The following is a 15,647-nucleotide window of genomic DNA, read 5'->3' as shown; positions in this document are numbered from 1 at the left end:
CGGCCGTATCTAGCGACTCAAGGCCGGGATTGCAATTGACCTTGGACGCTCACGCGCAAACTAATGCCGCATGACCATTCACACCGACACCCGCCCGACGCTGAACTTCATCCGCCTTGCCCATGGCTGGGGCCTCGACCTGCCCGCCTATGAGACCAAGGGCGCGGCCGGCATGGACCTGCGCGCGGCAATCGAAGACGGCACCACCCTGACGCTCGCCCCCGGCAAGCGGGCGCTAGTGCCATCGGGCTTCATCTTCGAAATCCCAGAGGGTTTCGAGGCCCAGATCCGCCCACGCTCAGGCCTTGCCTTCAAGAACGGCATCACCTGCCTCAATTCGCCCGGTACCGTCGACAGCGACTATCGCGGCGAAGTAAAGGTGCTGCTGATTAATCATGGCGACGAACCGTTCGAGATCACGCGCGGCATGCGTATTGCCCAGGTGGTGATCGCGCCAGTGACGCAGGTCCGTGTCGCTGAGATCACCGAGGTCAGCGAAACGGCGCGCGGCGCCGGCGGTTTCGGCTCAACCGGCGTGTGATGGCGGATCTCGGCCAGCAATTCGGACTGACCTTCCGGCAGGGTTATTTTGCCGATCCGGTCGCCTGGGCTGGCCTCGTCGATCTGCTGAGCGACACCTTTTCCATAGATATCAGCCTGCAGGATCAATTCGGCGGCCCTGATCCGACCAGCATGCCGTTCGGCTATTTCGACGCCGATGGCCGCTGCGTCGCCAATTTCAGTGCTTTTTCCATGCCCATGGTCATCAATGGCCGCACGGTCAAAGCGGCGGGTTATCAATCCGGCGCGGTTCGTCCCGAGTGGCGCGGGCGGGGACTTTACCGCGACCTGATGCAGCGGGCCTTTGCCCGGACCAAGGCCGAGGGTTACGAACTCGATCTCCTGCTCACCGACAAGCCCGCCCTCTATGAGCGCTACGGTTTTCGAACCCTGCCGCAGCATGTCTTCATTGCGCGGATGCCGAAGCCCCAGAAATCCGACTGGATTGCCCGACAGCTCTCCTTGGAAGCGCCAGACGATCTGCGCCTGGTCAAAACACTCCTGCAAGGTCGGCAGCCGGTCTCCGCCCGCTTTGCCGTCATCAGGCAGATGGAGATGTTTCTGCTCAATGCCTGCTTCAATACTGCGATCCACCTGACGGCAGTCGGGGATGAGGCGGTCATTGCATGGACATTTGATGGTGCGACTCTCTGGCTTCTCGATGTAGCGGGGACGGCCATCCCGTCCCTGGCGACCATATTGCCTGCGCTTGACGTCGAACCAGATCGTATCGAGATCTGCTTTTCTCCGGATCGCCTGGATTGCGACGTATCGCTGGGGCCTTATGAGGGCTACACGATGCTGATGGCGCGCGGCAAAGCGGCAGACGATACTGCCGGGCCGATCATGCTGTCGCCGATGGCGGAATTCTAGCGGGACAGCGGCGGCAGCCGGCGTTTCACCGGGGTTGCCTTGATCATCGACGTATTGGTTTCGGCACGTTCGGTGATCTTGTCGAGGATACCGTCGAGGTCGCCCATCGACCGCACCACGAGGCGACCGATGAAACAGTCTTCGCCAGTGACCTTGTCGCATTCGATGAATTCCGGCGTCTCTTGAATCAGGCGCTGGACCACATGCAATTGGCCGGGAAGCGGCCGGATGCGGACGATCGCCTGCAAGGAATAGCCGATCGCCTCAGGCGCGATATCTAAGGTGAACGCCGCGATGACGCCTCGCTCCTCCAACCGGCGTAGCCGCTCGGCGGCGCTCGGCGAGGAGAGTCCCGCCACCTCGGCCAGCTCCTTCAACGAAATCCGGGCATTGCGCGCGAGCGCCTCCAGCATCCGCTGGTCGATCGCATCGAGTTCTATCGCCGTATTAGGTACACCCATATCCTTGCCTCATATAATTAGGCACTCAGGCCAATAATCTTTATCCAACCTATATCATACGTGCACTGGCGGCAATATTATCAGGCTCAGCAAACGGGAGCCCGGACGATGAACGAGATAAGACGCGGCACAGTGGAAATGATGGCGGCAATGCTGATTTCGGGGACGATCGGCTGGTTCGTGCTGATGTCGGGGCAGCCTGTCACCGGCGTCGTTTTCTGGCGCTGCCTGATCGGCGCGCTGACGCTTCTTGTCATTTGCGGCGCCATGGGCCTCTTGCGTCCCGGCATCCTCAGCCTGCGGACCTTCGCAATTGCGGTTGGCGGCGGCGTCGCCATCGTCCTCAACTGGCTGCTGCTTTTCGCCGCCTATTCGCATGCCTCCATCTCGATCGCCACAACCGTCTACAATACCCAGCCCTTCATGCTGCTCGGCCTCGGTGCGCTGTTTCTCGGTGAGAAGATCACGCTCACCAAGCTTTTCTGGCTGGGGCTCGCCTTTGCCGGCATGATTATCATCGTCGAAGGCAAATCCGCGCAGACTGGAACTGCGGGCAGCTATCTCATCGGCATCCTGCTCTCGCTCAGTGCCGCCTTCTTCTATGCGTTGGCGGCGATCGCCGCCAAATGGCTTAAGGGAACGCCGCCGCATCTGATCGCACTGATCCAGGTCTCGACCGGCATCCTGATGCTCGCGCCCTTCACGGATTTTTCCGATTTGCCGCAAGGTGCGGGCGGATGGTCCATTGTGGCGACGATGGGTATCGTCCATACCGGCCTGATGTATGTGCTGCTCTATGGCGCGATCCAGAAGCTGCCGACACATCTGACTGGCGCGCTATCCTTCATCTATCCGATCGCCGCCATCGTCGTCGACCGTTTTGCCTTCGGCCATGTGCTCGGGATCACCCAGATCGTCGGCGCAGTGATCATCCTGGCGGCGGCGGCAGGCATGAACCTCGGCTGGACGATCCCGTTGCCGCGTCCTAAAAGCGGTCATCTCCCAAAGGAAGCCGCCGAATGATCACCTGCTATCTCCGCTATACGATCGATCCCTACAAGCTCGCAGAATTCGAACATTACGCCAAGCTCTGGATCCCGCTCGTCAACCGCCTCGGCGGCACGCATCATGGCTATTTCCTGCCGCATGAGGGCGCCAACAATATTGCGCTGGCGCTCTTCAGCTTCCCGAGCCTCGCCGACTATGAGACCTATCGCCAGAGAATGGCCGAGGATGCCGAATGCCGCGCCGCCTTTGCCTATGCGGAAGAGACGCGCTGCATCCTCAGCTATGAGCGCAGCTTCATGCGGCCGGTTTTCTGATCCTACTTTGCCTAGAGCGTTTCAACGCTTCACTGAAGAGCAGAAACACTCTAGGTCTTTGTTTGTACGCAATTCCGGATGGAAAACCGCAGCGCACACTTTTCCTGGAATTTCTCTAGTTAGGGCAGCTTTCCGATTGGCCGTCGAGGCCTTCGGTCAGCCGCTCGAAGGCGATATTTGCCGATGAGCCATTGCGCGTGATGCGCACGACATAGAGTCCATCGAAATCCTTGCCATGCCATTTCGGCACCGCTTTGGCATCACCACCATTGTCGGTCATCAACCGGCGGGCGAGATCGACGATCTGCTTATGCTCCCAGGCGACGAAGACCAGCTTTCCGCGATAATCCGGCTTTTCCAACGCCGCTTTTAGGCCGTCGACGTCATCATAACCGAAGCTGCTGTCGACCGGCAGGCCAAGAGCGATGGCGGTCGGCTCGATGGTCGCAAGCGGCCGGACATAATCATAGGAAGTGCCGGAATCTTCCTTTTGCTTCGACGGATCGGGGGCGAAGATCGCCGCCGGCTTGCCGAAGAGGCGGGTGAGCACCGGCGGCAGCGCCAGTGCGCGATTGAGCCCTTGGCAGCTTAGCTGACCGAGGCCGGCCTCCGGCTTCTCGCCGTGGCGCAGGAAGACAATCGTCTGCGTCGCCCCATCTGCCGCCATAGCCATCGACGCGGAACCACAGAAGGAGGCGAGGCAGAGCAGCCCCACGACAAATTGCTGCGGAGCCATCCGCATTACCGCTGCGCCTCGACCGCCATGCGTACGGCAAGGCCCGCCAGCACCGTGCCCATCAGCCAGCGCTGCACCAGCATGAAGGCCGGGCGCCGGGCGAAGAACATTGCGATGGAGCCGGCCGTCAGCGCGAAGATGGCGTTGAACGTCAGGCTGATGACGATCTGCGTGAAACCGAGAATGATGGATTGGGTGAAAACGCTGCCGGCAGCCGGGTCGATGAATTGCGGCAGCAGCGACAGATAGAGAATCGCAATTTTCGGATTCAGCAGACTGGTCACCAGCCCCATGGTGAACAGCCGGCGCTTGCTGTCTTTCGGCAGATCACGCACTTGGAAAGCCGTGCGGCCGCCGGGCTTCAGCGCATTCCAGGCAAGCCAGGCGAGATAGACGGCGCCCGCGAGACGAAGCGCGTCATAGGCAAAAGGCACGGCAAAAACGAAGGCGGTGATGCCGAACGCGGCGGACAACATGTAGAAGACGAAGCCGCCGGCGACGCCGCCGAGCGAGATCAGTCCGGCCGCCGGCCCCTGCGAGATCGATCGCGACACCAGATAGATCATGTTCGGTCCCGGCGTCAGCACCATGCCGAGAGCGATCAGGGCAAAGGCGATCATGCTGGTCAGATGGGGCATCGGGGTCTCCGGATGAGGGGATGTCAGAAGGCGATTTGAGCTGTCGGGACGAGCTTGATTTCATGCGGCCCGGCATCAAAGCCGTCAAGCAGCATATTGTGATGAGAGACAATCGCCTCGAACGACAGCTTGCCCATATCGGCGGTCGTATGGCCGTCGCTGATCAGCGTTACGTCGAAGCCGAGCGAGACCGCACGCCGGGCCGTGGTGTCGACGCAGAATTGGGTCATGCAGCCGCCGATGATGAGGCGGGTGATCCCCTTGGCACGCAGGCGCTGCTCAAGGTCGGTCCCGAAAAAAGAATCGCAACTCGTCTTGTGGACCACAACATCGCCCGCCTCCGGAGCGATTTCCCGCCGCAGCTGCCAGCCCTCGCCGCGCTTGGCCAGGCGATGAGCTCCATGGCCGTCATGCTGGACGATGAAGGACGGAATGCCGGCGGCACGCGCCACGCGCTTCAAAGCCGCAAGCTTGGAGACGACCGTCTCAAGGGCGGCATCGATTGCCGGCTGGCGCGCTGGCGTGCCAAGGCCGGTCAGGACGGCGTTCTGGAGATCGATCAGGAGCAATGCGGAGGACATGGGAGCCTTATGCAGCGTGGTTTCGACGGCGTGGTTCGGCAGACCGTTAATCCTTTGGTAGTGTATTCGCGCAGACAGCACAACCGCTTGAAAAGGCAGGAATGCTGCGATAGAGCAACCACATGTCTTTGGAGGGAGATCACCATGACGCTGGCTGCCTTGCTCACCTATAGCGGCGCGCTTTTCATTGCGGCCGCCATCCCCGGCCCGGGTGTCATAGCGGTCGTCGCGCGTGCCCTCGGCTCCGGCTTTCGCGAGACCTTCTTCATGGGCCTCGGGCTGGTTCTCGGTGATATGATCTATCTGACAGCGATTATTCTCGGCCTCGCCTTCCTGGCGCAGACCTTTACCGAAGTCTTTGTCGTCATCAAGGTCGCCGGCGCGCTTTATCTTGCCTACATCGCCTGGAAGCTCTGGACCACCGGGCTGATCTCCACCGATGTCACGGCGAAGAAATCGACCAGCGCCGGCATGTCCTTTCTTTCCGGCCTGCTGGTGACCCTCGGCAATCCGAAGACCATGCTATTTTATGTTGCGCTGGTGCCGACGCTGATCGACATCGATAGCATCGGGCTTCACGACTATGCAGCGCTGCTGGCTGTGACCTTCGTCGTACTCTTGGCCGTATTCGTCCCCTATATGCTGCTGGCTTCGCGGGCTCGCGGCTTCCTGAAAAATCCGAAAGCATTGCAGGTTTTGAACCGGGCCGCCGCGGGCGTCCTGGCCGGCACGGCAGCCTTCATCGCCACTCGCGCAGCTTAAAAAAACCTTCCTCAATAATGCCGCTTGGGAGAATCTTTTCCCAGTCGCCACCAGCGCCCAGAGTGGGATCACTCTGGTTTCCGCCGCCGTTTGATCCTATTGTGCCTTCACAATTCCAATAAAGGGAGAGCTACCCATGTCCGACACCCGCAAACCAGGCCGCGGCCGCGTCTATGCCTCGATCACCGAGACCATCGGCGACACGCCGCTCGTGCGTCTCGACAAGCTGGCCAAGGAGAAGGGCGTCAAGGCCAACCTCTTGGCAAAGCTCGAATTCTTCAACCCCATCGCCTCCGTCAAGGATCGAATCGGCGTCGCCATGATCGAGAGCCTGGAAGCCCAGGGCAAGATCACCCCCGGCCGCAGCGTGCTGATCGAGCCGACCTCGGGCAATACCGGCATCGCACTCGCCTTTGCCGCCGCCGCCAAGGGCTACAAGCTGATCCTCACCATGCCGGAAACCATGTCGATCGAGCGCCGCAAAATGCTGGCGCTGCTCGGCGCCGAACTGGTGCTGACTGAAGGGGCGAAGGGCATGAAAGGCGCCATCGCCAAGGCCGAGGAACTGGCCTCGACGCTGCCCGACGCTGTCATCCCGCAGCAGTTCGAAAACCCGGCCAACCCCGAAATCCATCGCAAGACGACGGCCGAGGAAATCTGGAACGACACAGACGGCAAGGTCGACATCTTCGTCTCCGGCATCGGCACCGGCGGCACGATCACCGGCGTCGGCCAGGTGCTGAAGGCCCGCAATCCCGGCATCAAGGTCATCGCCGTCGAGCCGGCCGATTCACCGGTTCTGTCCGGCGGCAATCCCGGCCCGCACAAGATCCAGGGCATCGGCGCCGGCTTCGCCCCGAAGATCCTCGACACCCATGTCTATGACGAAGTCGTCACCGTCACCAATGACGAAGCTTTCCAGCTCGCCCGCCTCGTCGCCAGGCTCGAAGGCGTGCCGGTCGGCATCTCCTCCGGCGCCGCTCTGACGGCTGCGATCAAGGTTGGCCAGCGGCCGGAAAACGAAGGCAAGACCATCGTCGTCATCATCCCCTCCTTCGCGGAACGTTATCTTTCGACGGTCCTGTTCGAGGGGCTGGGCGGCTGATAAAGTCTGCTACAATCATTAAATACCAAAGGGCGCTGCGGCGCCCTTTGTTGTTTCAGCTACTTGCCCTCACGCCGCCGCCGTCAGCCGTTCGCCGGCGATGCGGTAGGAAATAGCCTCGGCGAGATGGATGCGCCCGACCACCTGCTTGTCGTCGAGATCGGCAAGCGTGCGCGCCACCTTCAACACACGATGATAACCTCGGGCGGAGAACTTCATCTTCTCGGCCGCATCGCGCAGCAATTGCAGGCCAGCGGCGTCTGGTTCTGCAATGGTTTCGATCATCGATGTCGAGCAGCGGGCGTTGGTGGAGATGCCCTTCAGGCCGGCCGCCTCGAACCGTTCGCGCTGCCGCTCGCGGGCGCGAGCGACGCGCAGCGCGACATCGGCGCTCTTTTCCGCCGTCGCCGGCCGGATGAGATCGGCGGTGGAGACGGCGGGCACGTCGATGCGGATATCGATGCGGTCGAGCAGCGGCCCGGAAATCCGGCCCTGATAATCCGAGACGCAGCGCGGGCCTCGGGCGCAGCTATGCCCCGGCTCTCCGGCCATGCCGCAGCGGCAGGGATTCATCGCCGCGATCAGCTGGATGCTGGCGGGGTAAGAAACACGATGATTGGCGCGGGCGATGATGCATTCGCCTGTTTCCAATGGCTGGCGCAGCGCGTCCAGTGCCTGCGGTGAAAACTCCGGAAGTTCGTCGAGAAAGAGAACGCCGTGATGGGCAAGCGAGGCCTCGGCTGGCCGGGCACGCAGCCCACCACCGACCAGCGCCGCCATGGTGGCGGAATGATGCGGCGTGCGATAGGGCCGTCGATCGGAGAGCTTGCCGCCGGACAGCTGACCGGCGACCGAATGGATCATCGACACTTCCAGCAGTTCCGCCGTCGACAGCGGCGGCAGGATGGACGGCAGGCGCGAAGCCAGCATCGACTTGCCGGAACCCGGCGGCCCGACGAAAAGCAGATTATGCCCACCGGCGGCTGCCACCTCCAGCGCCCGCTTGGCGCTCTCCTGCCCCTTGATATCGGCAAGGTCGGGGAAGTTGGCGGCGGCAGCGCGAATGGCGGGTTCCGGGCGAGACAAGACCTGGGTGCCACGAAAATGATTGGCGAGCGCGATCAGGCTGCGCGGCGCAAGAATATCGATCTCGGCGCCGGCCCAGGCGGCTTCGGGCCGCTTTCGGCCGGGCAGATCAGGCCCTTGCCCATGGCATTGGCGGCGATTGCGGCCGGCAGCGCGCCAGCGACGGGCGCGATCGTGCCGTCAAGATTGAGTTCGCCAAGGACAGCATAGGCGGATAGTGCATCCGCAGGGATAGCACCGAGTGCCGCCATCAGCCCGAGCGCAATCGGGAGATCGAAGTGACTACCCTCTTTCGGCAGATCTGCGGGCGCGAGATTGACCGTCACCTTCTTCGGCGACAGCGCCAGACCGGAAGCATGGAGTGCGGCCTGCACGCGCTCGCGGCTTTCGGCCACGGCCTTGTCGGGCAGGCCGACGATATGCATCAGCACCTTGCCGGGCGCGATCATCACCTGCACTTCGACGAGAACGCCTTCAATGCCCTGAAACGCAACCGTGCTGACACGCGCCACCATGCTCTATCCCCTGTGCCGCAAGCTTTTTACGCTAGCAACCCCATCCCTTTAGTAGATTGCAGGTTGCAATCTTGCACGGAAAAAGGAATAAAATAAGAACAATAAACGAACAAATCTACTGCCGCACGAGATGTTACGACAGAAAGTTGTAATATAAGAACAAAATAAGACGAGAGCGCCGAAATCAGGCGCGCTTGGCCTCGATCGCATCCCAGAGCAGGCTGGCGATATCGGCACCACCGAAGCGCTTGACCTCGCGGATGCCGGTCGGCGACGTGACGTTGATCTCCGTCATATAGTCGCCGATGACATCGATGCCGACGAGGAGGAAGCCGCGTGCCTTCAGCGATGGGCCGATGCGGGCGCAGATTTCCTGTTCGCGCGCCGTCAGCTCCGTCGCCTCGGCGCGGCCGCCAACATGCATGTTGGAGCGGCTGTCATGCTCGGCCGGCACGCGATTGATGGCGCCGACCGGCTCGCCGTCGACCAGAATGATGCGCTTGTCGCCCTTGCGGACATCCGGCAGGTATTGCTGGGCAATGAAGGGCTCGCGGAAGAGCTGGCCGAACATTTCCAGCAGTGAAGACAGGTTGCGGTCGTCGCGGGTGGAGTGGAAGACGCCGGCGCCGCCATTGCCGTAAAGCGGCTTCAAGATGATATCGCCCATCTCTTCGCGAAAGCGGCGGATTTCGCCGGCATCGCGGGTGATCAGCGTCTTCGGCATCAGGTCGGCGAATTCGGTGACGAAGATCTTTTCCGGCGAATTGCGCACCCAGGCCGGATCGTTGATGACGAGCGTCTTCGGATGAATGCGCTCGAGCAGATGCGTCGAGGTGATATAGGCCATGTCGAAGGGCGGATCCTGGCGCAGCAGCACGACATCCATGGTCGACAGATCGACGCGCTCGGGTTCACCGAGTTCGAAATGGTCGCCCTTGACGTCGCGCAGGATCATCGGCTCGACCGAGGCATAGATCGTGCCGTCGCGCATGCTGAGACGCTCGGGCGTATAGTGGAAGAGCTTGTAGCCGCGGTTCTGGGCCTCCAGGCTCATGGCGAACGTCGAGTCGCCCGCGATGTTGATGCCCTGCACATGGTCCATCTGGACCGCAACATTCTTGATCTTCGCCATGATTTGCCCTCGCTCGAATTCGCCGACAGATTTAGGTCGGCCGGCGTTCAAACGCAACGGCTATTGACGGCATCAGGCGGCGATACCCTGCGCACCGCCCTGCCGCACGAAGTTGCGCAGGCGATAGGCCATGGTCAGCGGCTTCGGGAAAGGCTTGCGGCAGAAGGCGACCTTGCGCACATAGCGGTCGATGCGCCATGTCGCCCATGTGCCTCCGGCAAAATAGGCGACATCGCCGGCGCCGAGCAGGCGCTCAACGCCGTCCTCGGTGGTGATATGCACCTCGCCCTCGAGGATCATCACGGTTTCATCCCAGCCGAAATGCCAGTGAAACTCGCCCGCCGTGCAATCCCACAATGCCGTCAGCGCGGCATCGTCCTGCCCGCGCGAATGCTCGGCAAGGCGAGCAACCGGCGCGCCAGCCACGACCCAGGACGGCTCGATCGGCGACGGCTTCATCTCCATCTCGCCGGCAGCACCTGCCACGAAGTTTTTCGACTGCGGCAATGCAGTCACGACCGGCACGGCACGGGCGGCAAAAGCCGCCATGCTCGCCAACATCAATCTCAAGACCATGCAATCCCCCAATTCCATGCGCGTCTCAGCCTTCATGACAGAGAAGGGTAACGGCACGGTTCAGGAAAAAGCTGGCATTTTATCGGTTTGCAGCAATCAGGCCGCGAAACCCTCGATGGTGCAGACGATCATGTCATGATCAGAGAGCGGCTTGCCGTCAGCGTCGAGTGATGAAACCAGATAGCTCTCGCCGATCTTCAGGCCACGGCTCAGGAACCAGTCGAGCTTCATGGTGCGGTCGGGAAAGCGGGTGATGAGGCTCGGGCGCGTGCTCGTCTGATCGAGCGGCCCGCCATGGCATTCGAAGCCACGACCCTCCGCCATTGCGAAAAGAGTATCCGTCCTGAAATCGCCGCCAGTATGATTGCCGGTGTTGAGATCGCCGCCGATCAGGATCGGCAGGCCGGGGGCATAGGCCTCGACGGCGGTGATCAGCGCCGCCATCTGGCGCTCGCGATAGGCGACGGTAGCAACACTTTCGAGATGCACGGAGACGGCGACGAAGGGACCTGCTTCGGTTTCGACGACAGCGCCAATGGCGCAGCGCTCGCCGACGCGCGGCTGCTCGTTGCTATCCTTGAACCAGACGGCCTCGCCCGGCAGGCGGAACAGGAAGACGTCTTTCAGCGCGGTCGAGGCCATCAGCGCGTTGCCATGAAAGCCCTTCTCGTTGAAATTGTCCTTGCAGAAGGAACGCTCGATCTCGGAGCCGAGACTGAGTTCGAGGAATTCGACGCCACAGGCGTAGTTCATGCCCAGTTCGCCGGCGATGGTAGCCGTGGGGTCGCCCTGCCCGGTGCGCGCCATGCCTTCATCCATCTCCGAGAGCAGCACCAAAGGCGCGTCGGTCGCCTTCAACTTGGCAGCCGATTCGATCGGGAAAAGGCAACGCTCCAGATTCCAGGCCGCCACGGTGAAGGGGAAAGCAAGCGGCCGCCCCTGGCCGGCCGTACCGCCGACGCGCACCGTGTTCATGCAGGCGAGTGACGCCAGTGTCGCGGCGTGGATGGGGGGGGTCTTTTCCAGCGAAATGAAGCTTTGGCGCTCCTCCTGTGAAGGAACGGCGAAGGCGGAAACGGTGCTGCGGATCATGATGAGGCCTGTCGAGATGAGATAAGACGCCTATGCCTTGGAGCGGCACGAGCGCGGTCGTCCCGGCAATAGGCGCGGTTTATGACGTTGCCATGATGGCCGAGTTAAAAGGCATCCTGAAAATGCCGGGGCCAGCGGCCGGGCAGGATGGCGACGATATCGTAGCGTTGCGATAGCAGGGCATAGTCCGGCTGGCGGGCAAGCCAGAGGTCGCTCGCGGCACGGATGCGTTTCTGCGCGGAAAAGGAAACGGCATCGACCGCCTCCTGCTCGCCGCGCCGAGCCTTGACCTCGACGAAGACGGCGAGATCACCCTTGCGGGCGATGATATCGATTTCGCCGAGCTTGGTGCGATGTCGGATGGCGAGGATGCGGTAGCCTTTGAACAGCAGAAAAGCGGCGGCGAGATATTCTGAGACATGGCCGCGCCGCCAGGCTTTCTGGCGCTTCAACTTTCCGCCCGTCTCACCGCTCATATCGTTTCACTCGTGCTGTGCCTTCATGTCGAGCAGACGCTGATAGAGATCCTTGCGCGGCAGGCCGGTCAGGCGCGCGGCTTCCGCCGCAGCCTTTGCGGTCGGCATGGTCTTGGAGAGATCGCGGAGCATGGCCTCGATATCGGCCTCCGGCGTAATGACTTCCTGTGGCGGGCCGGCCAGCCAGACAATCTCGCCCTTGACGTTGTCGACCGTCTCATAAAAAGCGGCGAGTTCGGCGAGCGTGCCACGACGGAATTCCTCGAAGGTCTTGGTCAGCTCGCGGCCGACGGCAGCCGGGCGCTCCGCGCCCAGCACATCGGCGGCGGCGGCCAGCGTCGCGGCGATCCTGTGCGGCGATTCAAAGAAGATCAGCGTTGCGGGGACGGTGGCAAGTTCCGCCAGCCGGTCGCGCTTGCCCTTGTCCTTGGTCGGCAGGAAGCCGGCAAAGAGGAAGGCGTCATTGGGCAGGCCGGAGCCAACGAGGGCGGCCAGCGGCGCCGAAGCGCCGGGAATGGGCACCACGCGGTATCCGGCCTCGATCGCCTGTTGCGCCAGCCGGTAACCGGGATCGGAGACCAGCGGCGTGCCGGCATCGGAGACCAGCGCCACCGAGCGGCCGGCTTCCAGCGCCTGCAGCAGTCGCGGCCCGACCTCGTCGGCATTGTACTCATGATAGGCATAGGGCCTGTTCTGGATGCCGTAGCGATCGAGCAGGACGCGGGTGACGCGCGTGTCCTCGCAGGCGAGCACATCGGCGCCCGCCAGGGTTTCCAATGCCCTGAGGGTGATATCGCCGAGATTGCCAATCGGCGTCGCGACAAGATAGAGCGCCGGCTCGAGGGGACGGGCGGGAACCGTGTGGTTATGCAAGCGGAAGCTGCGCGCTCCGCCGCTGGAATGGTCTTCGTTCATGCCTGTCCTGAATTCACCTTGGATTCATCGCCTTTATGGGCGAGGCGTCGTCTGACGGCAAGTGCACAGCAAATCCTGTGAGCTTTGCCCATCATTTACTGAAATGACATGCAGCATATCCCGATGCCTCTTGCATTCGCATGCTGAGTTCTGTCATTTTGCCCGTCCAATCTTCGGGGCGCTCCCTTCGGGGCCGCTCGGAACCATATCCTTCGGGCGCGTCGGACCGCCCGGGCAGTCACGGTCGAAAGCGGTAGCATCCATGCGTATTACAATTGAGCGGTCGAACCTCCTGAAGTCGCTGAACCACGTCCATCGCGTGGTCGAGCGTCGCAATACGATCCCGATCCTGTCCAACGTGTTGCTGAAGGCCGAGGGCGCCAACCTCGACATGAAGGCGACCGACCTCGATCTGGAAATCACCGAGGCAACTCCCGCCAATGTCGAGCAGGCCGGCGCCACCACCGTTCCGGCACATCTTCTCTACGACATCGTGCGCAAGCTGCCTGACGGTTCGGAAGTGCTTCTTGCCACCAATCCCGACGGCGGCTCGATGACCGTCGCCTCGGGGCGCTCGAAATTCTCGCTGCAATGCCTGCCGGAATCTGATTTTCCGGATCTGACCGCCGGCAGCTTCAGCCATTCCTTCAAGCTGAAGGCAGCGGACCTGAAGATGCTGATCGACCGGACGCAGTTCGCAATCTCCACCGAAGAGACGCGCTATTATCTGAACGGCATCTTTTTCCACACGATCGAAAGCGAAGGCGACCTGAAGCTGAGAGCAGTCGCCACCGACGGTCACCGCCTCGCGCGCGCCGATGTCAGCGCGCCCTCCGGTTCGGAAGGCATGCCGGGCATCATCATCCCGCGCAAGACGGTCGGCGAGTTGCAGAAGCTGGTCGATAGCCCCGATGTCATCGTCACCGTCGAAGTGTCTGACGCCAAGATCCGCACGACGATCGGTTCGATCGTGATGACCTCGAAGCTGATCGACGGCACCTTCCCCGATTATCAGCGCGTCATCCCAACGAATAACGACAAGGAAATGCGGGTCGATTGCCAGAGCTTTGCCCAGGCCGTCGACCGCGTCTCGACCATCTCGTCTGAGCGCGGCCGCGCCGTGAAGCTGGCGCTGTCGGACGGTCAGCTGCTGCTGACGGTCAATAATCCGGACTCCGGCAGTGCGACGGAAGAAGTCGCCGTCGGCTATGACACGGATGCGATGGAAATCGGCTTCAACGCCAAATACCTGCTCGACATCACCGCGCAACTGTCCGGCGACGCCGCGATCTTCCTGCTTGCCGATGCCGGCTCGCCGACGCTGATCCGCGACACGGCCGGCGACGACGCCCTCTACGTTTTGATGCCGATGCGCGTCTAGCGAAACCAAAGCGTCCTTCCCGCGTTCTTATGGACACGGGAAGGACGCTTTTATTTTAACGCGCGTTGATTGCGACATTTTCTTTTGTTATTGCGTCACAGCATTGCAAGATTAGACATGCGCGATATGTAAGTCGTAACTGTAAGAACGGGTGGGGGGAGAGCATGGCGCTGCGTCTCAAGGAACGGCTGGGCAAGAAATTCGATGAGGAAATCCGTTTCTTCAAAGGCATGATGCAGGGGCCGAAAACAGTCGGTTCGATCGTTCCGACATCCTCGATCACCGCCCGCAAGATGGCGAGCGTCATCAACCTGCAATCCGGCCTGCCGGTGCTGGAACTTGGTCCCGGAACCGGCGCGATCACCAAGGCCATCCTGGCGCGCGGCGTCGAGCCGCAGAACCTTGTCGCCATCGAATATTCCACCGACTTCTACAATCACCTCGTCCGCCGTTATGCGGGCGTCAACTTCATCAATGGCGACGCCTTCGATCTCGACACGACACTCGGCGTGCTGCGCGGCCAGACCTTCGATTCCGTCATCTCCGGCATTCCGCTGCTGAACTTCCCGATGAAGGCGCGCGTCACCCTGCTCGAAAGCCTGCTGGACCGCATGCCGCCCGGCCGTCCCGTGGTGCAGATTTCCTACGGTCCGGTTTCGCCGATCATCGCCCGGCCGGATCGCTACCACATCCAGCATTTCGACTTCATCGTCCGCAACATCCCGCCGGCGCAGCTCTGGATCTATCGACGCGGCTGAATGGCTGCGAAAAGCCATCTTGCCATTGCCTTTCGATAGGACATATTTCGGCTCCGAAGCTCCTTCCGCAGAACAGGATCCCATCGCCGATGTTCGCTCTCTACATCACCCATCCGCAGGTGCGTATCGACCCCACTGTTCCCGTGCCGGAATGGGGGCTCTCCGAGATCGGCGCGGCGCGAGCTCAACTGGCAGCGACCCGGGACTGGGCCGGCAAGCTCGGCCTGATCGTTTCCAGCGCCGAGCGCAAAGCGATCGAGACAGCCGAGGCTTTAGCAACGGCGAGCGGCGCGGCGGTGGAAATCATCGAAGCCACGCATGAGAACGACCGCAGCGCCACCGGCTTTCTCGCCCCTCCGGAATTCGAGAAGGCGGCCGACTGGTTCTTTGCCCATCCGCACGAAAGCTTCAAAGGCTGGGAGCGCGCCATCGATGCGCAGACGCGGATCGTTTCCGAGGTGGAAGCCGTTCTGTCGCGGCATGACCCGCGCGCGCCCATCGCCTTTGTCGGCCATGGCGGCGTCGGCACGCTGCTGAAATGCCACCTCGAGGGCAAGCCGATCGCGCGACAGGGCGATCAACCGGCCGGCGGCGGCAATCTTTTCGCATTCGATCTTGCGAAGCGCGTCATCTCATGCGACTGGACGCCTATGGAAAATTGGCAGGGATGGGCTTGA

18 protein-coding genes and 1 pseudogene are annotated in these 15,647 nt (G+C 61.8%); 9 read left to right on the top strand and 10 right to left on the bottom strand.

The genetic code is table 11. The annotated features are described in order from the left end of the window. The first annotated feature begins 70 nt into the window (after positions 1 to 70). A complete protein-coding gene (gene dut, locus RRH01S_RS19950) occupies positions 71 to 541 on the top strand; it encodes a dUTP diphosphatase (protein ID WP_042473891.1) in 471 nt (156 codons plus the stop codon). After that, complete coding sequence (locus RRH01S_RS19945; protein WP_042473888.1) at positions 541 to 1,434, top strand: GNAT family N-acetyltransferase; 894 nt, start codon at positions 541 to 543, stop codon at positions 1,432 to 1,434. Before dut ends, RRH01S_RS19945 begins: the two co-directional genes overlap by 1 nt. Here RRH01S_RS19945 and RRH01S_RS19940 read toward each other — a convergent pair. After that, positions 1,431 to 1,895, bottom strand: coding sequence for an Lrp/AsnC family transcriptional regulator (locus tag RRH01S_RS19940; RefSeq protein WP_007702781.1), 465 nt, complete (start codon positions 1,893 to 1,895; stop codon positions 1,431 to 1,433). The two genes, RRH01S_RS19945 and RRH01S_RS19940, sit on opposite strands and share 4 nt — an antisense overlap. Positions 1,896 to 2,003: 108 nt before the next feature. On the opposite strand from RRH01S_RS19940, the gene RRH01S_RS19935 reads away from it, so the two are divergent. Together RRH01S_RS19935 and RRH01S_RS19930 are read left to right on the top strand one after the other, a co-directional pair. Then, positions 2,004 to 2,918: a DMT family transporter gene (locus tag RRH01S_RS19935; protein ID WP_042473884.1), complete on the top strand. Its 915-nt coding sequence runs from the start codon at positions 2,004 to 2,006 to the stop codon at positions 2,916 to 2,918. Then, entirely contained in the window at positions 2,915 to 3,217 is a 303-nt protein-coding gene (locus tag RRH01S_RS19930; protein ID WP_042473881.1) for an NIPSNAP family protein, read from the top strand. Before RRH01S_RS19935 ends, RRH01S_RS19930 begins: the two co-directional genes overlap by 4 nt. 115 nt (positions 3,218 to 3,332) lie before the next feature. On the opposite strand, the gene RRH01S_RS19925 is transcribed toward RRH01S_RS19930, so the two are convergent. Genes RRH01S_RS19925 through RRH01S_RS19915 form a run of 3 tightly spaced genes read right to left on the bottom strand, consistent with a single transcriptional unit; the run spans position 3,333 to position 5,172 of the window. Next, a complete protein-coding gene (locus tag RRH01S_RS19925) occupies positions 3,333 to 3,959 on the bottom strand; it encodes a hypothetical protein (protein ID WP_042473876.1) in 627 nt (208 codons plus the stop codon). Next, positions 3,959 to 4,591: a LysE family translocator gene (locus tag RRH01S_RS19920; RefSeq protein WP_007702789.1), complete on the bottom strand. Its 633-nt coding sequence runs from the start codon at positions 4,589 to 4,591 to the stop codon at positions 3,959 to 3,961. The genes RRH01S_RS19925 and RRH01S_RS19920 overlap by 1 nt, the downstream gene beginning before the upstream one ends. A 23-nt stretch (positions 4,592 to 4,614) precedes the next feature. Continuing rightward, on the bottom strand, positions 4,615 to 5,172 hold the full coding sequence (locus RRH01S_RS19915; RefSeq protein ID WP_007702790.1) for a cysteine hydrolase family protein: 558 nt from the start codon (positions 5,170 to 5,172) through the stop codon (positions 4,615 to 4,617). A 144-nt stretch (positions 5,173 to 5,316) separates the two neighbouring features. On the opposite strand from RRH01S_RS19915, the gene RRH01S_RS19910 reads away from it, so the two are divergent. Then, positions 5,317 to 5,934, top strand: coding sequence for a LysE family translocator (locus RRH01S_RS19910; protein WP_007702794.1), 618 nt, complete (start codon positions 5,317 to 5,319; stop codon positions 5,932 to 5,934). 136 nt (positions 5,935 to 6,070) lie between these two features. After that, complete coding sequence (gene cysK / locus RRH01S_RS19905; RefSeq protein ID WP_007702797.1) at positions 6,071 to 7,039, top strand: cysteine synthase A; 969 nt, start codon at positions 6,071 to 6,073, stop codon at positions 7,037 to 7,039. 69 nt (positions 7,040 to 7,108) lie between these two features. On the opposite strand, the pseudogene RRH01S_RS19900 reads toward cysK, so the two are convergent. The 6 genes and pseudogenes from RRH01S_RS19900 to rsmI all read right to left on the bottom strand — a co-directional run bounded on the left by RRH01S_RS19900 (position 7,109) and on the right by rsmI (position 12,831). After that, positions 7,109 to 8,640 (bottom strand): annotated as a pseudogene (locus RRH01S_RS19900) (YifB family Mg chelatase-like AAA ATPase). 184 nt (positions 8,641 to 8,824) lie between these two features. Beyond that, on the bottom strand, positions 8,825 to 9,772 hold the full coding sequence (gene gshB, locus RRH01S_RS19895; RefSeq protein ID WP_042473873.1) for a glutathione synthase: 948 nt from the start codon (positions 9,770 to 9,772) through the stop codon (positions 8,825 to 8,827). A gap of 72 nt (positions 9,773 to 9,844) precedes the next feature. Next, a complete protein-coding gene (locus tag RRH01S_RS19890) occupies positions 9,845 to 10,348 on the bottom strand; it encodes a cupin domain-containing protein (RefSeq protein ID WP_174013467.1) in 504 nt (167 codons plus the stop codon). A 96-nt stretch (positions 10,349 to 10,444) separates the two neighbouring features. Beyond that, entirely contained in the window at positions 10,445 to 11,440 is a 996-nt protein-coding gene (locus RRH01S_RS19885) for an endonuclease/exonuclease/phosphatase family protein (RefSeq protein ID WP_007702810.1), read from the bottom strand. A 104-nt stretch (positions 11,441 to 11,544) separates the two neighbouring features. After that, the gene (locus RRH01S_RS19880) at positions 11,545 to 11,916 is read right to left on the bottom strand and encodes a YraN family protein (RefSeq protein WP_007702813.1); all 372 of its coding nucleotides are present in this window, start codon (positions 11,914 to 11,916) and stop codon (positions 11,545 to 11,547) included. Between the two features lie 6 nt (positions 11,917 to 11,922). Further along, the gene (rsmI, locus tag RRH01S_RS19875) at positions 11,923 to 12,831 is read right to left on the bottom strand and encodes a 16S rRNA (cytidine(1402)-2'-O)-methyltransferase (protein WP_007702816.1); all 909 of its coding nucleotides are present in this window, start codon (positions 12,829 to 12,831) and stop codon (positions 11,923 to 11,925) included. 262 nt (positions 12,832 to 13,093) lie between these two features. Between rsmI and dnaN the strand changes: the two genes are divergently transcribed. The 3 genes from dnaN (at position 13,094) to RRH01S_RS19860 (ending at position 15,647) form a co-directional block, all read left to right on the top strand. Beyond that, the gene (gene dnaN / locus RRH01S_RS19870; protein ID WP_007702819.1) at positions 13,094 to 14,212 is read left to right on the top strand and encodes a DNA polymerase III subunit beta; all 1,119 of its coding nucleotides are present in this window, start codon (positions 13,094 to 13,096) and stop codon (positions 14,210 to 14,212) included. Positions 14,213 to 14,376: 164 nt separating this feature from the next. Further along, positions 14,377 to 14,970 carry a phospholipid N-methyltransferase PmtA gene (gene pmtA, locus RRH01S_RS19865; RefSeq protein ID WP_007702821.1) on the top strand — a complete coding sequence of 198 codons (594 nt, stop codon included), beginning with the start codon at positions 14,377 to 14,379 and terminating at the stop codon, positions 14,968 to 14,970. An 89-nt stretch (positions 14,971 to 15,059) separates the two neighbouring features. Next, positions 15,060 to 15,647 carry a histidine phosphatase family protein gene (locus RRH01S_RS19860; RefSeq protein ID WP_007702831.1) on the top strand — a complete coding sequence of 196 codons (588 nt, stop codon included), beginning with the start codon at positions 15,060 to 15,062 and terminating at the stop codon, positions 15,645 to 15,647.

Source organism: Rhizobium rhizogenes NBRC 13257 (assembly GCF_000696095.1).
GTDB lineage: Bacteria > Pseudomonadota > Alphaproteobacteria > Rhizobiales > Rhizobiaceae > Rhizobium > Rhizobium rhizogenes.
The sequence above is the reverse complement of the archived record's forward strand: the minus strand, read 5'-3'. Positions and strand labels throughout refer to the sequence as shown.